Below are 14,234 nucleotides of genomic sequence, written 5' to 3'. Positions count from 1 at the left end.
TTGATTTAGGCAGCTCCCGAGCGGGTGACTAGGAAATAGACCCATTCAGGGGGCCGGGGGAAATCCCGCCGGGCTATGGGGCCGGCACCGTGATGGTGGGGAGATCCATCCCCTCAAACTCCGGTGAATCCGGTGCGGCCAGTTCACGGGTCGCCGGATTCCAGCGGTAGGGAAGATTGTGGATCGGGTCGTTTTGGACCGGCTGGCCCTGCAAGATGGCGAAGGCAGCTTGGGTCAACCCGGATCCGTTCTGGGATCGCTCCAAGCCCCTGCTCCACGCCCTGGTGCCGACGAAGAGGGTATCGGTCAACTCGCGGCTTTCTCGGGAAAGGTGGCTGTTGTCCGGGAATCCGGGCGGCGACACGGTGGTCCAGTCGGCAGGGGAGGTGCTTTGGTAGTTCTCGATCACCTGGACAAAGCCGCCGGAGAAATGGTCGATCAGGGCCTCCGGATCGACCGGATACTTGGGGTCTTCGGTGTCGGTCAGCATGGGCAGGAGATACTGGCGGGCCGTGATGTGCCACTCGCCTTTCATGATGCGGGCGAACTCGGCCGGTGGTCGCACGCGGGCATCGACGACCTCTTCCCAAGCCCGGGCATCGAGTTGACCGGCGGGCAGCGCGGGCAGGATGTGGGACACGGTGAAATCCTCGACCTGGCGCTGAATCAGGATCTGAACGGTGACCGCGAGCAGCGAGGGCGTTTCCACATTCCCGAAATGCGCGGCGAGACCGGTCGCGGCCTTGACCGAGGAGAGGGCCCGGTCGACATCACCCTCTTCGGCCGCGAGGCGGGCATCCATCAGCAGCATCTCCGTAAGGCTCTTGCCAAGTCGGGCCGAAATGAAGCCATAGCGGTCGATATCGATGCCGTTGACCGATTGATCCGGCAGCGAGCCGATGGCGCGAACTTCCTCGAGCAGATCCTTTTCCCCGGCGAGCCAGGCTCTGATGGCCGCGGCGTCCCATGATGCTTTGTCATTGATGAACTCTGTCCACGATTTCGGCAGGCCGATATCCCGGTATCCAGGAGTTCCCGGGCGGCTCGGATCCGCATTGATGCGCTCGGAGAGCTCGAGCCATTTGAGGAAGCCGTTCTGCGCCGCCGGTACGTTTTTCATGGTAACGGCGAGCTCCGGGTAGCGTTCCAACACCCGCTGGAGCAGCGCTTCTGCGCGCTGGCGCAACTCCGCCGCCTTGGCCTTGTCCTTCGGGTCCTTCGACGCAAGCAACTCGAAGTAATGGCTGCCGAAGGTGGTCTTTTTGATTTTCCAGGGATTGTGCTCCCAGGTCATGAGTTCGTCGAAGCGTCCGCTGAACCAGTCGGACACGCGCCCGGAAGGGCGGCGCCGGGGTTCCGCGGATGAACTCGCGGCGACGGGATCGGGTCGGGGCGAGGTGAAATGGATCTCGCCCGGGGTCCGCGGCTTGCCGATGGCTTCCAATTCCGGGAGCACGCCGACGAAGAACAATCCGGCGAGCGAGCACAATACCAGCAGCCGGAGCAGGGCGGACTTCGTGACACGGTATTTCAGCATCACTGACTATCTAGTCAGTGCGCAGACCGTTCACAAGCCCGCAGTCGACTCAGTCCGCGGCCACGCCGAGGAAGTTCCCGAGCAGCCGGAGTCCGGCTTGCTGGCTCTTTTCCGGGTGGAACTGGGTGGCGAGGATCGCGCCGGAATGGATGGCGCTGGCGAAGGTCTCGCCGTAGGCGGTTTCCATGGCGACGATCGAGCGGTCCGCCGGCTCCGGGAAGTAGGAGTGGACGAAATAGAAGTACGGGGATTTGCCGAGTTTCGCCCAGATCGGTTCCCCGGGGTGGACCGGCACGGCGGCATTCCATCCCATGTGAGGAACCTTGCGGCCGTCCTCGGTGAAGCGCCGGACCTTGCCCGCAAAGATGCCGAGGCCGGGGACCCCGGGAGTCTCCTCGCTTTCGCTGAAGAGGATCTGGTAGCCGAGGCAGATGCCGAAGTAGGGCTTGCCGGCGGCCACCCAGTCGCGGATCGGTCCGGTCAGCCCGCGCTTCTCCAGCTCGCCCATGCAGTCGCCGAAAGAGCCGACGCCGGGCAGGATCAGGTGGGTCAGCCCGTCCATTTCCGCCGGACTGGCGACGAGCCGCGGTTCGATGCCGAGGGCGTGGACGGCATTGGCGACGCTGCGCAGGTTGCCGGCGCCGTAGTCGATGATTCCGATGGTCATGCCGCCTTGTTAGAGGGCTTCCTTGGTGCTGGGGATGCCTTTGACGCGGGGGTCGTTTTCGCAGGCTTCGCGCAGTGCGCGGGCCAGTCCCTTGAAGATGGCTTCGGCAATGTGGTGACCGTCGCGGCCGTAGATGAGCTCGACGTGGATGTTCGCCCGCAGGTTGGACGCGAGGGCACGGCAGAATTCCTCCACCAGGGTGAAGGGGAAATTCGGCGCCGACGGGGTTCCCGGGGCGGCCCGGAATTCGAGGTGGGGCCGGTTGCTCAGGTCAACCACGACACGGGCCAGGGTCTCGTCCATCGGCAGGTAGCAGCAGCCGTAGCGGCGGATGCCGGACTTGTCGCCGAGGGCTTCCTTCATCGCCTCTCCCAGGGTGATGCCGGTGTCCTCGACGGTGTGGTGGAAGTCCACCTCCAGGTCGCCGTCGGCTTCGAGCTTCAGGTCGAACAGCCCGTGCCGCGCGAACAGCGTGAGCATGTGATCGAAGAAACCGATGCCGGTATTGATGGTCGAGGAGCCCTCGCCATCGAGATCGATGGAGAGGTCGATGCGGGTTTCCGCGGTCTTGCGGTTCCGGGAAGAGGTGCGCGCTGGCATGGGAACGTCGTCGGTGGGGAAATCAGGGCGTCGGGAACTCCGGGGCGGCCTTGGCAAGGAGATCGAGGTAGGCCTGCGGCATGCTGGCGGAGCGGGCCTTGGAGAGGGCGGTGTCGACTTCCTGCTTGGTGACCTCGGGCTTGGTGATCTCGGCGTAGGCGGTCTCGTAGGCCTCCTCGGTCTTGGGGAAGTTGTCGGTGTTGATGGAACCGAGGCGGCGGATTTCGGATTCGAGCTTCCGCTTGGTCTCTTCCAGCGGCTGCTTCTGGTAGGCGTCCACCGACACCCACTTTTCCCCGTCGGCCTTCTCCCGGGCCAGTCGCGCGGTGTAGGCGTTCTCGACTTCGGCGATCGCCTGCTCGCTGCGGGTGCGGTCACCCACGGCCATGCCGGCGAGGTTGGCGGCGCGTTCCTTCACCCGCGCGTCGTAGCCGGCGAGGGTCGAGGTGACCGAGCCGAGGTAGCTCTTCATCACGGTGAGGATCTTCGGGATGGTGCTGACGTAGGCGGAGCTGCCCTGGTATTCCTTCTCGAGCTTCGTCCAGGCGCGCAGCGCGGTGAGCACGTCGCCGGCCGCGGCGGCGGTTTCGATCTCGGTGGCGAGGATCTTGGCGTCGAGCGCGTAGGCATTGGGCGCGCGTTCTTCGGCCGAGATGATCTTGCCGTTGAACTTGACCCCGCCGGTCGAGACCGCGGCGCGTTCGTTCTCGAGGGTATCGAGGATCTTGCGGGCGTCGGTGTTCTTCGGGCTCTTGGGGAACTTCTTGAGGAATGCTTTCACCTTGCGGCTGCGCGAGGCGTATTCGGCATCGTTCAGCAGGTCGGGCGTGGGGACGAGCTTGGCGATCTCCTCGAAGGCGGTCTCATCCTTCTTTTCGGCGATCTGCTTGACCACGTCGGCCTTGGGGACCCGGCGTTCGTCGCGGATCGACTTGGTCACCTGCACCTCGAGGATGTAGTCGGCGCCGTCCTCGCGCAGGATGGTTCCTTCCAGCTTGGTGCCGTCCTTGAGCTCGAAGGTATCGGCCGAGGCGCCGGCAATGGCGAAGAGAGGCAGGAGACGGAAAAGGAAGTGGGCTTTCATTGCGGGGAGACAATCCGACGGAAGGGCGCCGAGGCGAGCGGAAAATCCGCTCAAGGTTGGGCGGGGAACACGATCTTGGGGAGATCGCCGGGATCCTGGATGACCATGACGCTGCCATCCGGACGCCGCGCAGAGACAGCATTGGCGGTTCCAATGCGGCGGGCAATGCGGTCGAGCGGGAGGCGGGTCACGGCATCGCGCCATTCGGCGGAGGCATCGGCCGGCAGCTCAAGGATCACGCGCGAACGGGCGAAGGCGGTGGCGAGGATCGAATCGGTGCAAATCACCGGGAAGATCCCCATCGGCGGCAGGGACGTCATCCACGGCGCGATGGCGGGCGGCGGCGGTTGGCCGAGGGAATCGAGTCGCGCGAGGTTCATCCGCATGATCCCTGCGGTCGAGTCGTCGAAGAGCATGACCCGGTCCTCGATCGGCATCTGCAACGGCGTGACGGCCGGCCGTGCCTCGACCAGCTTGCCATCGTCGGTGACGAAGTTTTCCGCGACGGTGGTCGCGAGGTCGCCGGCCCAGATCCGCCAGTTCTCGTCGAGGGTGATTTCGGCGAGGTCCAGCGCCGCCTGGATGGCGAGGGCGTAGGTGAAGGCGCGTGCGTCACAGGTTTCCGCCGGGAGCGGAGGGTTCTGTTCGACCAGCAGGTTGCCCTTGGCAAAGGTCTCGCGGCAGCGTCCGGCGAGGGCGACGGCCTTGTCCCTGAAGGTGGAATCGCCGGTCGCGGTGAAGACCGCGGCGTAGGCCGAGATCATGCGGAAACTGGGGGCGGCCAGCGCGGCGCTGGCAGGGGAGGATGCCGTTTGGCGGGCCTGCCGGGCGGCGAGAAGCTTGAGGCGGCCGGACTCCAGGATACCGGCGGCATCTGCGGGATCGATGCCGACACTGACGGCGGCTTCGCGCAGGCCGGTGCGGAAGCCCAGGGAGTTCAGCCGGAAAAAGTCGCCGCCGGCATCGGTCAGGTTGCCGAGGGCCTTGAGATCGCAGCAAGCGGTCCAGAGCTCGGTTTCCTTCGGGGTGAGAATGCTTTCAATCTGTTCGAGCGTCCACAGCCCGTCGTTGGGGGTGTCCGGCTGCGGCTGGCGCTGGTTTGCAAACAAGCCGTCCTGGACCGCGAACTGTTCCTCGGCGAAGCGCACCGCACCGACGGCCGCATCCAGCGCGCCGGGTTCGGCGGTGGCGGCATGCAGGGTGACAAAGGCCCGGGCGGCCCGGGCCTGGGTCATGCAATTGCGGTTGGTGGTCGGCAGGTTCCAGGATTTGCCGCGGCGGCTGGCGTAAATGCCGCCGTCGAGAGGATCGACCATGGCGCTCTTGAGCACGTTGTCGGCGAAGGCGGCGACGGCTTTGCCGCTGCGGGTGGCGACATCGCGCGGCATTTCCGGATCGAGCGAGGCGGAGGCGAGGCACTGGAGGATCCCGATCGGCAGCAAGCCGCCGGTGCCGGACAGGGTACCGATGTCGGCGTCGTAGAGGCTGACAAGCTGGCGGGCGGAGGAGGTGAGGAATTCCGACCGCACTGCCGCGTCGGGCGGCGAGGTATCCGGCCGCGGCAGGCGGGCAAGCCGGTTGGCGTGATCCTTGGTGCTGTTTCTTTCGACGTATTCGGGATCCTCCTGCCACATCCGCGCGACGACATCGATGGACGCGGTAAAAACGTCGTCGATGGTTTCTTCGGAGCGGTAATGGATCGGCCGCCAGGCGACCTCGTTGCCCGTAGGCGAGAGGACCAGAAGGAAGGGGAATCCCACCGGAAGCTTGAGTTCCTGGCTGAGCAATCCGGCGGCGAGGCCGGCCTCGCGCGCCAAATCGAGATCGACCAGCACGGGGACGAACTCGTCGTTGAGACGGGCGACCAAGGCGCTGTTCCGGTCGATGGCGTCGAGCGAATCGACACAGCCGGGGTAGGTGGCGGAACCGATGAAGGCGACCACCAGCCGGTTGGCCTTGCTCGCCCGGGTCAGCACGGCCGGGTCCCAGTGCTGCCAGTGGACCGGGGAGTCCGCGCGCGAGGCGAGCAGGCCCTGGGGCGCGCCGGCTTGCATGCGGTTTTCGAGGAGCCGCGGATCAACGACCGGAACCTTGCCGGCCTTGACTGCAGTTGCCTCATGGTCGCGGCAGGACGGATTGACGAGGAGGGCGGCGAGAAGGAGGACGCGGTGGCCGGATCTGAACATGATGGGGAACATCACCCGGGGGGCGACGGAAGCACCTTGCAGAAAAGGCTTTCGTGCTTACAAGCCGAAGCTACGCTGCGGCAGCGATTTCCCGGAGCATACCAGCGTGATCAGTATAGCGGTTTCCAGTCAGAAAGGTGGGGTGGGCAAGACCACCGTCTCGATCAATTTGGCACATGCATTCGCGCGGGCGGGCTTGCGCACCTTGCTGGTGGACGCCGATCCCCAGGGGTCGGTGGGCCTTTCCCTGACCCGGCAGTCGCGGATGCTTTCGGGTTTTTACGACTACCTGGCGGATCCCGGGATTCCCCTCGAACGGCTGCTGGTGCCGACACGATTGGAAACGTTCACGCTGGTGGCCGCCGGCCAGGCCAGCGATTACGAGGTCGGCGGGGCCCCGACCGGCGCCCACCTCGCGCGGGTGCGGGGTTTTGTCCGCGCGGTCGAGGCGAGGGGCTTTGACGTTTGCCTGATCGACTCGCCGGCGGGCTTGTTCGGGCTGACTGCCGATATTATCGCGTCCTGCGACGCGGTGCTGGTGCCGCAGCAGGCGGAGCCCCTCGGCATCCGCTCGGTGCCGAAGATGCTCGAAGGGTTGAACCGCCTGCGGGTGATCCATCCTCGGCTGATGGTGCTCGGGGTCCTGATGACAATGTTGCAGCAGGAAATGGCGGAAAGCCGCGAGTCGGTTGCCGCCCTCCGGCAGTTGTTGCCGGGCGACCTGGTCTTGCGGACGATGATTCCCCGCGACGGGTTGTTCGTGAAAGCCAGTGCCCGCGGCCTGCCGGTCGGGGTGCTGGAGGAGGGGGAGGGAGCCCTTGCGGTTTTTGACGCGCTGCGTGCCGAGTTGGAAATGAAACTTGAACGATCCGGAGCGCCGCTCCCCTCCCGTCGAGATGGATCCGCTTGAACCATGGATTGATGCCTCGGCCGCCCGCCGCCTGGCGGAGCGCTTGCTGGCGAATGCCGAGGAGACCGAGGTGAAGGCCACCCCGGATACCGGTTTTGGCACCGAATTCGTCGGCTTTGCCGATGACCGGGCGGAGCCCGCACCTGAGGCTGCCGCCCCGGTGGAAGAGGTGCCGGCAAGGGTGTTCGAAGCGGCCCCGGTTCCGGAGGTCTCACCGCCGCCGGCGGCGGAAGCTCCCGTGGCAGCACCCGCCCCGCCGGGACGGGGTCCACTGCTGGACCGCTTGGCCCGCTTCCGGGAAGCTCTGATCCGCCACACCGGGGCGCAGGGTGTTTTCATCCTCGATCGCGAGGGCAAGCCGGTCATGGAAGATCCGGCGTTCGGCAAGCTCCACTTCCTCGCCCGCAGCCTGGCTCAGGCTTATCGCCCGGTGTCGGGGCAGGCGGGGAATGTCCACGTGAAGATCGGCGCCAACGCGGTGCTGGAAGTGGTGCCGGTGGAAACGGCGTTCGGTTGCCTGGTGCTCGGCGCCGTGGTGCCGCGGCCGCTCGCCGCGTCGGTCGTCGGCGAGATCTCCCAGGCCCTCAGCCAGGCGGCGACCCCGCGGGAAAGCGCGACCTAACGGGTCCTACGGTTCTGGATGGTCAGGACCAGGGAGGTGGCGAGTCCGGAACCGAGGATAACCAGCACGAGAATCCCTCCGTCGTAGTCGACCGTGTCGATCCAATCGTCGCCGAACGGCTTTTTCAATCCGAGGAAGATGTGCCGCGGCTTGTCCTTGTTGCGGTAGTCGACCCGGAAGGTCTCCGCCTCGCGGATGAGCAGGTCGATCCGGTTGTTGACGAAGAACTCCGAGATGGGCCGCGCTTCCGGATCCTTGCTTTGCACCTTGATCGACTCGACTTGCAGCCGCGTGCCGCCGCGGGCGAGGGTTGTGATCCGCTCGGCCAGACGACTGGCATCTTCGGGATCGGTGGCCTGGGCGGCGCCCAGTTTGACCAATGAGATCAGCATCAGTTGCAGGCGCTCCGCCACCGCGGGTTCGAGGGTGGTGGAAATCTCCTTGAAGCCGTCGACCCGGCGCTGGATGCGGATGCGTTCGAGTTCGTAGGGATTGCGGGTTGCCTGGGTCACGACCATGCCCTCAAAGGCGTGCCTCAAGGGCATGAAGCGGGACGGGTAGGGGGTGCCACCGCGCTCGCGCTCGATCCCACTGTTTTCAAAAAGCCCCCGGTTCATTTCGCGGAACGGGACCAGCGCGCCCGCCAGCAGCATCTGCGGCACCAGAAGCAGGGGCACCGCGGTCAGGGCGGCCCGCTCGGTTCTGACCAGAGACGAGACCAGCAGGGCCAAGCCGGTGCCGGTCACCGCGGTGACGGTCATCCACAGCCACTGCTCTGTCACCGTGCCGCGGATATCGAGCAGGTAGTGGCCGATCGCGGTGTAGGCCAGGCATTGGCCGGCAGCGACCAGTCCGAGCGCGCAGAACTTCGCGGTGACGTAGAGCAGGGGATTCGCCCGGCAATTGCGCTCGCGGCGGAGGATGGGGCGGTCGCGCAGGATCTCCGTCGCCGAGTTGGTGAGACCGAGGAACATGGCCACCGTGGCGGAAAGGAAGAGATAGGCGGGAAGATGCAGGGCGGTGGGGAATTCGTAGGCTCCCTCCGGAGACGAGCGAAGTGTCACGCCGATCAACATGGCGAGCAGCGGTGCCTCGAGCAGCGTCGAGTACATCGTGCCGCGGTTCCGCACCTTGGAATAGAGCGAGCGCTGGAACTGGGTGAAAAAGACCGCGAGGTTTCGTTTCGCCCCGCGCATCCATCCGGTCGGGCGATGCACAGCGGGCGTCGGGGTGGTGGCCAGGCGTTCGATCCTCGACGGTGGGGCGACCTCGCCCAGCGATTTGACCAAGGCCTGGCTCTCGAAGCGCTCCTGCCAGAAGTTGGGCGGGAAGCGCCGGGCCGCCGAGGGATTTTGGCCGCCGCCGATCTGGGCGAGCGGGGTTTCCAGCACATCGAAGACGAAGTCGGCGCCAAGCGGCACGTTCTCGGAGACGGCCGGATGAGAGATGCCCAGCTCATGCGAGGTCTCCCGGAAATAGGCGATCATCGCCGCCGGCGACCCGAAGAAGGCGACCCGGCCGCCGTTGTCCAGAAGCAAGGCCTTGTCGAAGAGGTTGAGCACCGAGGCGCCGGGGCGATGGAGCGACGCGATGACGATCTTGTCGCGGGCGAGCGATCGGAGGGTTTCCGCGACGTGCTCGGAGTCCTTGGAGGACAACCCGGAGATCGGTTCGTCGAACAAGAACACTTCCGCGGCGCTGCCAAGGTCGAGGCCGAGGTTGAGGCGGCTGCGCTCGCCGCCGCTGAGGGTCTTTTCCCCGGGAGAACCGACCCGCCGGCGGGAAATCGCCTGCAGACCGAGCTCCGCCATGATGGCATCGGCCCGCCGGGCCACTTCCTGGGACGAAAGGAAGGGGCGACGGATGGTCGTCGCGTGACGCAAGTGCTCGCGGACCGTGAGCTGTGGGTTGAGCGCCTCCTCCTGGGGCATGTAGGCGATGAAGCGGATCAACTCCATCCGGTTCTGGTAGAAGGAGGAATCGTTCAGCCGAACCCGGCCGCGGGTGGGGGCGAGTTGGCCGGCTAATACCGACAGCAGCGTGCTCTTGCCGCTGCCACTGGGCCCGATGATACAGAGCATTTCGCCGCGGCCGACGTCGAAGCTCACGTTGTCGAGCGCCCGCGTTCCGGGAACAAATTCGTGGATCAGGTCCTGCGCCCGCAGCGATTCGATGAGATTCCGCTCCTCGTCGATGATGCCCTCGCTCAAGCGGCAGCGCAGGGCCTGGGTGGTCGACAACCGGATGATCGAGCCATCGCGAAGCGGCGCGGAGGATTTCACCGGGATGCCATCGACCGTGACCGCTCCCTCGGCCTCGCGCACGTAGAGGTCACCGGTCCGGCGTTCGAGATCGAAGCGCACCCGAAGTACCACCCGCGGCGCGAGTTCGGGTGCCAGCAGAAGGTCTCCGCGCTCGAGGACCGAGGGGTCGTTGGAGACGCGGAAGTCGCGCTGGTCCGCCTCGAGCCGGAAGCGCCCCCCGGCTTCTGCGCGCCGTCTGCGCAGGGCGTCGAGGGTGGTGGAGAATCCGGCGGGATCACTGAGCCGTTCATGGTGGGAGCAAAGGACCGGCTTCCCCGGCTTGAGGGCGCCCAAACCGTCGATGACGAGGTCGGTGGGGCGCAGCGCTTCGACTTCCGCCTTCAGGCCGAAGCGGATTCTCACCGCACTTTGCCTGCTCCTTGCGCGCTCGCTCGACAGGCCGTCTTCGGTGGAAGCGAGGAAGATCGCCGGGCTTTTGCCGGTGAGCTTGACGTTGAGGAAGAAGATCAGGTCCTCGCAGGTCAGCGTCCAGCCGGGCATCACGATCTGCTGGCGCTCCCTCATGCGGAGGAAGGCCCCGCTTTCCAGCGACCGGCCCCGCACCCAGAGCGGCTGGTCGCCGGTGTTCCGGACCAGCACCAGGTCGGAGGCCCGGTAAACCCTGAATGCATGGCCGTCCGCCTGGTCGGGCAATTGGATGTCAGCGAGTTCGCCACGACCGAAGATCACCCGCTCGAAGCCGGGTTGCTCGTCGGGATTCTCCGCTCCCATCTCCGAAAGGATCTGACGGGCGTGGTCCGGGCGGCCGAGGCGGCGCAGGAATACCTCGAACGAGGTTCGTCCACTGCCCGATCTGCCAACCGCATCGACGAGCGTGAAAAGCTGCAAACCGACGGCCATTTTCTGGGTGTCGTCCAGCAGTTCACGGAGATCCAGCGCGGTGCGGGCAAGCGGCTTTTGGTCCCTTACCGCCCGTTGGACCCGGCGCGCCAGCCAGCTGTGATCGGCTTCAGGAAAGGCATTGCGCAGCAAATCGAGGATTTGATCCGCCTCGTCGGGATCCAGGCGGCCGTCGATCGTCGCGAAGCCCGCGAAGGCGTCGACCATCAGTCCGAGGACCCGGGAACTCGAGGCCCCGGCCTGCAATCTCCTCCGCCACCATGACCCGAGGTTGCTCCCCGTCCCCGCGCGGGGCTCCGGAACCTCGTCGGGTACGGTATCTCGATCCATCCGGCCCATGCATGGCAAAGGCGGGCTTGACCCGCAAGAGTGTCGGAAAAAATTGGGTTTTCTTTCGGAAATGCAGAGTTACCCTGCGCCGCCTTTTGCGTGGCTCGTTTCTCGTGCTACGATCTTCGCGAGCACCGGCAGCAGCCGCTTCAACCACCCATCATGTCAGAATCGCCTCAACACCGCCCGCCGCAGGGCCAAGGCTCACGCGGGCCTAACGATCCCCCCGGTTTCAACTGGCGTCTCGCCATTCTGCTCGGCGCGGCATTCCTCATCCTCGGCCTCGCGGTCTTCAATCCCGGAATGACTTCCACGCCGAAGACCATCACCTTCGCGCAGTTCAAGACGTACTGGGATCAAGGACGGATCAAGACCGACGACCCGAAGTATCCGCTCAAGGTCACCAATGGTGACAGCGCTTACAACGCGGTGATCAATGGCTACATTTCCCAGGAACCGGCCCGTGGTCCGGGGGAAGAGGCGGGAACGAAGAAGGATTTCAAGGTTCAACTGCGGATCGACGAATTGACCGGAATTCTCGGCGAGTCGGTGGTCTACCAGGTGAAGCACGAGGATGCCCCCGCCACCCCGGCCGACGTGATCACGCTTTCGCCGGCCGGTTTCCGCCGCGCGGCCGCGCTCGGTGAGATCAAGCCGATCGACGACAACACCCCGCTGACCGTTTATTCGACCGACGGCGAGAACGGGGTGGTCGTGGGCGTGCGCGAGATCGAGCCAGCCAAGTCGGCCGCGACCGACAAGGATGGCAAACCGGTCGAGCCGACCTACTTCGAAGTCACCGCCCCGCTGATGATGCTGGGCGACGACGTGGGTGCGCTGCTCAAGGAAACCGGCACCTTCAAGCCGAACAACGATTTCCTGCGCAGTGCGATCTTTACGTTCCTTCCGGTTCTGCTGATCGTGCTGTTGTTGTTCTTCCTGTTCCGCCAGCAGATGAAGGCGGCCGGCAGGGGGGCCATGTCGTTCGGAAAGTCGAAGGCGAGGCTGCTGACGCGTGATCACAACAAGGTCACGTTCAAAGACGTGGCGGGTATTCAGGAAGCAAAGGAAGAGCTGTGGGAGATCGTTGATTTCCTGCGCGACCCCCGGAAATTCCAGAAACTCGGTGGATCGATTCCCAAGGGTGTCCTGATGGTTGGCGCGCCTGGTACTGGCAAGACCTTGCTCGCGCGAGCGATTGCCGGCGAGGCTGACGTGCCGTTCTTCTCGATCTCCGGTTCCGACTTTGTCGAAATGTTTGTCGGGGTAGGAGCTTCGCGTGTCCGCGACATGTTCGAGCAGGGGAAAAAGCATGCCCCTTGCTTGATCTTCATCGATGAGATCGACGCCGTGGGCCGCCATCGCGGTCATGGCATGGGCGGTGGGCATGATGAGCGCGAGCAGACGCTCAACCAGTTGCTGGTCGAGATGGACGGTTTCGACACCCAGGAAGGGGTGATCATCATCGCCGCCACCAACCGTCCTGACGTGCTGGATCCCGCGCTTCTGCGGCCCGGCCGCTTTGACCGGCAGGTCACCGTCTCGCTTCCCGACGTCAACGGCCGCGAGGAAATCCTCCGCGTCCACGTCAAGAAGATCAAGCTGGCACCTGGAACCGACCTTGCGGTCATCGCCCGCGGAACGCCGGGCTTCTCCGGAGCCGAGCTCGCGAATCTCATCAACGAGGCTGCCCTGTTGGCCGCACGCCGGGGCTTGACCGCGGTCACTTTGGCGGAAATGGAAGAGGCTCGCGACAAGGTCCGTTGGGGGCGCGAACGGCGCAGCTTGGCGATGTCTGACAAGGAGCGCATTGGCACCGCGTGGCACGAGGCGGGACATGCCTATTTGAACATGGTCCTCCCGCACACCCATCCGCTGCACAAGGTCACGATCATCCCGCGGGGACCCTACCTCGGTGCGACGATGTATTTGCCGGATGGCGACAAGTATTCCATTCAGCGGAAGGAAGCCTTGGCCAACCTGGTGGTCACGATGGGTGGGCGCATCGCGGAAGCCTTTGTCACCGACGATGTCTCGAATGGTGCTTCCGGCGATATCCGGCAAGCCACCTCGCTCGCCCGCAACATGGTGTGCGAATGGGGGATGAGCGAGAAGCTGGGAATGATTGAGTACGGCGACGGTGAGGGTCCGGTTTTCCTGGCCAGGGAGATGTCGAAGAGCCGCAACTACTCCGAAGACACCGCCCGTTTGATCGACGTGGAGATCAAGCGCTTCATCGATGATGCGTACCAGGAGGCGACCGACTTGCTCACCAAGAACAAGGATACGGTCGAGCTGATTGCGAAGGCGCTACTCGAGTATGAAACGCTCGATGCGGCCCATGTGAGGGACATCATCGATCACGGCGAGATGCGGAATCCTCCCAGCGCTCCGAAGCCTCCTCCCGTGCCGGAGGAGGTGAAGAAGAAGGCTGCTGCCAAGGCGGCTGGAGAGGACAAGCCGGATGACGACGGTCCCCTTGCCGGAGACGTCGTGGGCGCTCCTGCCTGAGGCATTCGAATCTATACAAGCGCGGCACGAGGTGTTCAGAGCCTCTGCCGCGCTTTTTTTTGTTCCGGCGCTGAGCGCCCTGCTCAGTGTGCGGTCAGACCTACTGCGGATTGTGGTTGTCGAGGAGCCTTGAGCCTATTCTGCTGCGACCTCGCTGGGGCAAGATGGAATTCGAAGCCAGGCGAGGTAGATTCTGGCGAAGCCGGTGCTAACTTCTTTGGCCGATCCGTTTGGTCGTTGCTTGGAAGTAGGGTGGATTTCGACGTAGGCTCGGAGCAACTTCCCAGAACTCATACGAGGTCCATGCTGAAGGAGGGGGAATAAGTCTGTCTTTGATTGGAGACGCCATAGGATGGCCGTATATCGCGCCTACTCCCTACTCGAGCTGCTGCGTTCCTGAAGTTCAGGAAGGCTTCAGGAGGCGCCCTTCTTGAGTCGGCCCGCGATCCCAAGGGCTGCCCTTGATCAACTTGGCAATGACCACGAGGTGGAAATCCGCTGCACGATGAGTGGAAACGGAAGAAAAATGCGCCCTCATCGGGGCTGGTGGTGGTCTTCAATTCGTCCCGCGGGGACTACTAGGCCTGTAGTATTACGGTGGATCGAAGGATTGCCGTGAAAAT

Annotated in this window: 9 protein-coding genes; 3 read left to right on the top strand and 6 right to left on the bottom strand. The window is 64.7% G+C overall.

Annotated features, from left to right (window positions below):
- Positions 1-73 precede the first annotated feature (73 nt).
- From IG178_RS18660 to IG178_RS18640, 5 genes are read right to left on the bottom strand one after another with little or no spacing between them, the layout of a single operon-like run.
- Positions 74-1,537, bottom strand: a complete 1,464-nt coding sequence (locus IG178_RS18660; protein WP_193214097.1) for a hypothetical protein — start codon at positions 1,535-1,537, stop codon at positions 74-76.
- Positions 1,538-1,586: 49 nt separating this feature from the next.
- The gene (gene hisH, locus IG178_RS18655; RefSeq protein WP_193214096.1) at positions 1,587-2,204 is read right to left on the bottom strand and encodes an imidazole glycerol phosphate synthase subunit HisH; all 618 of its coding nucleotides are present in this window, start codon (positions 2,202-2,204) and stop codon (positions 1,587-1,589) included.
- Between the two features lie 9 nt (positions 2,205-2,213).
- Positions 2,214-2,804, bottom strand: a complete 591-nt coding sequence (gene hisB / locus IG178_RS18650) for an imidazoleglycerol-phosphate dehydratase HisB (protein ID WP_193214095.1) — start codon at positions 2,802-2,804, stop codon at positions 2,214-2,216.
- 22 nt (positions 2,805-2,826) lie between these two features.
- Positions 2,827-3,888 (bottom strand): PTPDL family protein, encoded by a 1,062-nt coding sequence (locus IG178_RS18645; protein ID WP_193214094.1) that lies wholly within the window; start codon positions 3,886-3,888, stop codon positions 2,827-2,829.
- Positions 3,889-3,938: 50 nt separating this feature from the next.
- A complete protein-coding gene (locus tag IG178_RS18640) occupies positions 3,939-6,074 on the bottom strand; it encodes a DUF255 domain-containing protein (RefSeq protein ID WP_193214093.1) in 2,136 nt (711 codons plus the stop codon).
- Between IG178_RS18640 and IG178_RS18635 the strand changes: the two genes are divergently transcribed.
- Positions 6,073-6,984 carry a ParA family protein gene (locus IG178_RS18635; protein ID WP_343226017.1) on the top strand — a complete coding sequence of 304 codons (912 nt, stop codon included), beginning with the start codon at positions 6,073-6,075 and terminating at the stop codon, positions 6,982-6,984. The two genes, IG178_RS18640 and IG178_RS18635, sit on opposite strands and share 2 nt — an antisense overlap.
- Positions 6,971-7,606 carry a hypothetical protein gene (locus IG178_RS18630; protein ID WP_193214091.1) on the top strand — a complete coding sequence of 212 codons (636 nt, stop codon included), beginning with the start codon at positions 6,971-6,973 and terminating at the stop codon, positions 7,604-7,606. Before IG178_RS18635 ends, IG178_RS18630 begins: the two co-directional genes overlap by 14 nt.
- Here IG178_RS18630 and IG178_RS18625 read toward each other — a convergent pair.
- Positions 7,603-11,100 (bottom strand): ATP-binding cassette domain-containing protein, encoded by a 3,498-nt coding sequence (locus IG178_RS18625; RefSeq protein ID WP_193214090.1) that lies wholly within the window; start codon positions 11,098-11,100, stop codon positions 7,603-7,605. The genes IG178_RS18630 and IG178_RS18625 overlap by 4 nt on opposite strands.
- 162 nt (positions 11,101-11,262) lie before the next feature.
- On the opposite strand from IG178_RS18625, the gene ftsH reads away from it, so the two are divergent.
- Positions 11,263-13,611, top strand: coding sequence for an ATP-dependent zinc metalloprotease FtsH (ftsH, locus tag IG178_RS18620; protein ID WP_193214089.1), 2,349 nt, complete (start codon positions 11,263-11,265; stop codon positions 13,609-13,611).
- Positions 13,612-14,234: the final 623 nt, after the last annotated feature.

Origin of the sequence: Neoluteolibacter marinus, from assembly GCF_014904755.1 — a bacterium.
In the GTDB taxonomy this organism is placed as follows: Bacteria; Verrucomicrobiota; Verrucomicrobiia; order Verrucomicrobiales; family Akkermansiaceae; genus Haloferula; species Haloferula marina.
This window is presented reverse-complemented; position numbering and strand designations above follow the sequence as displayed.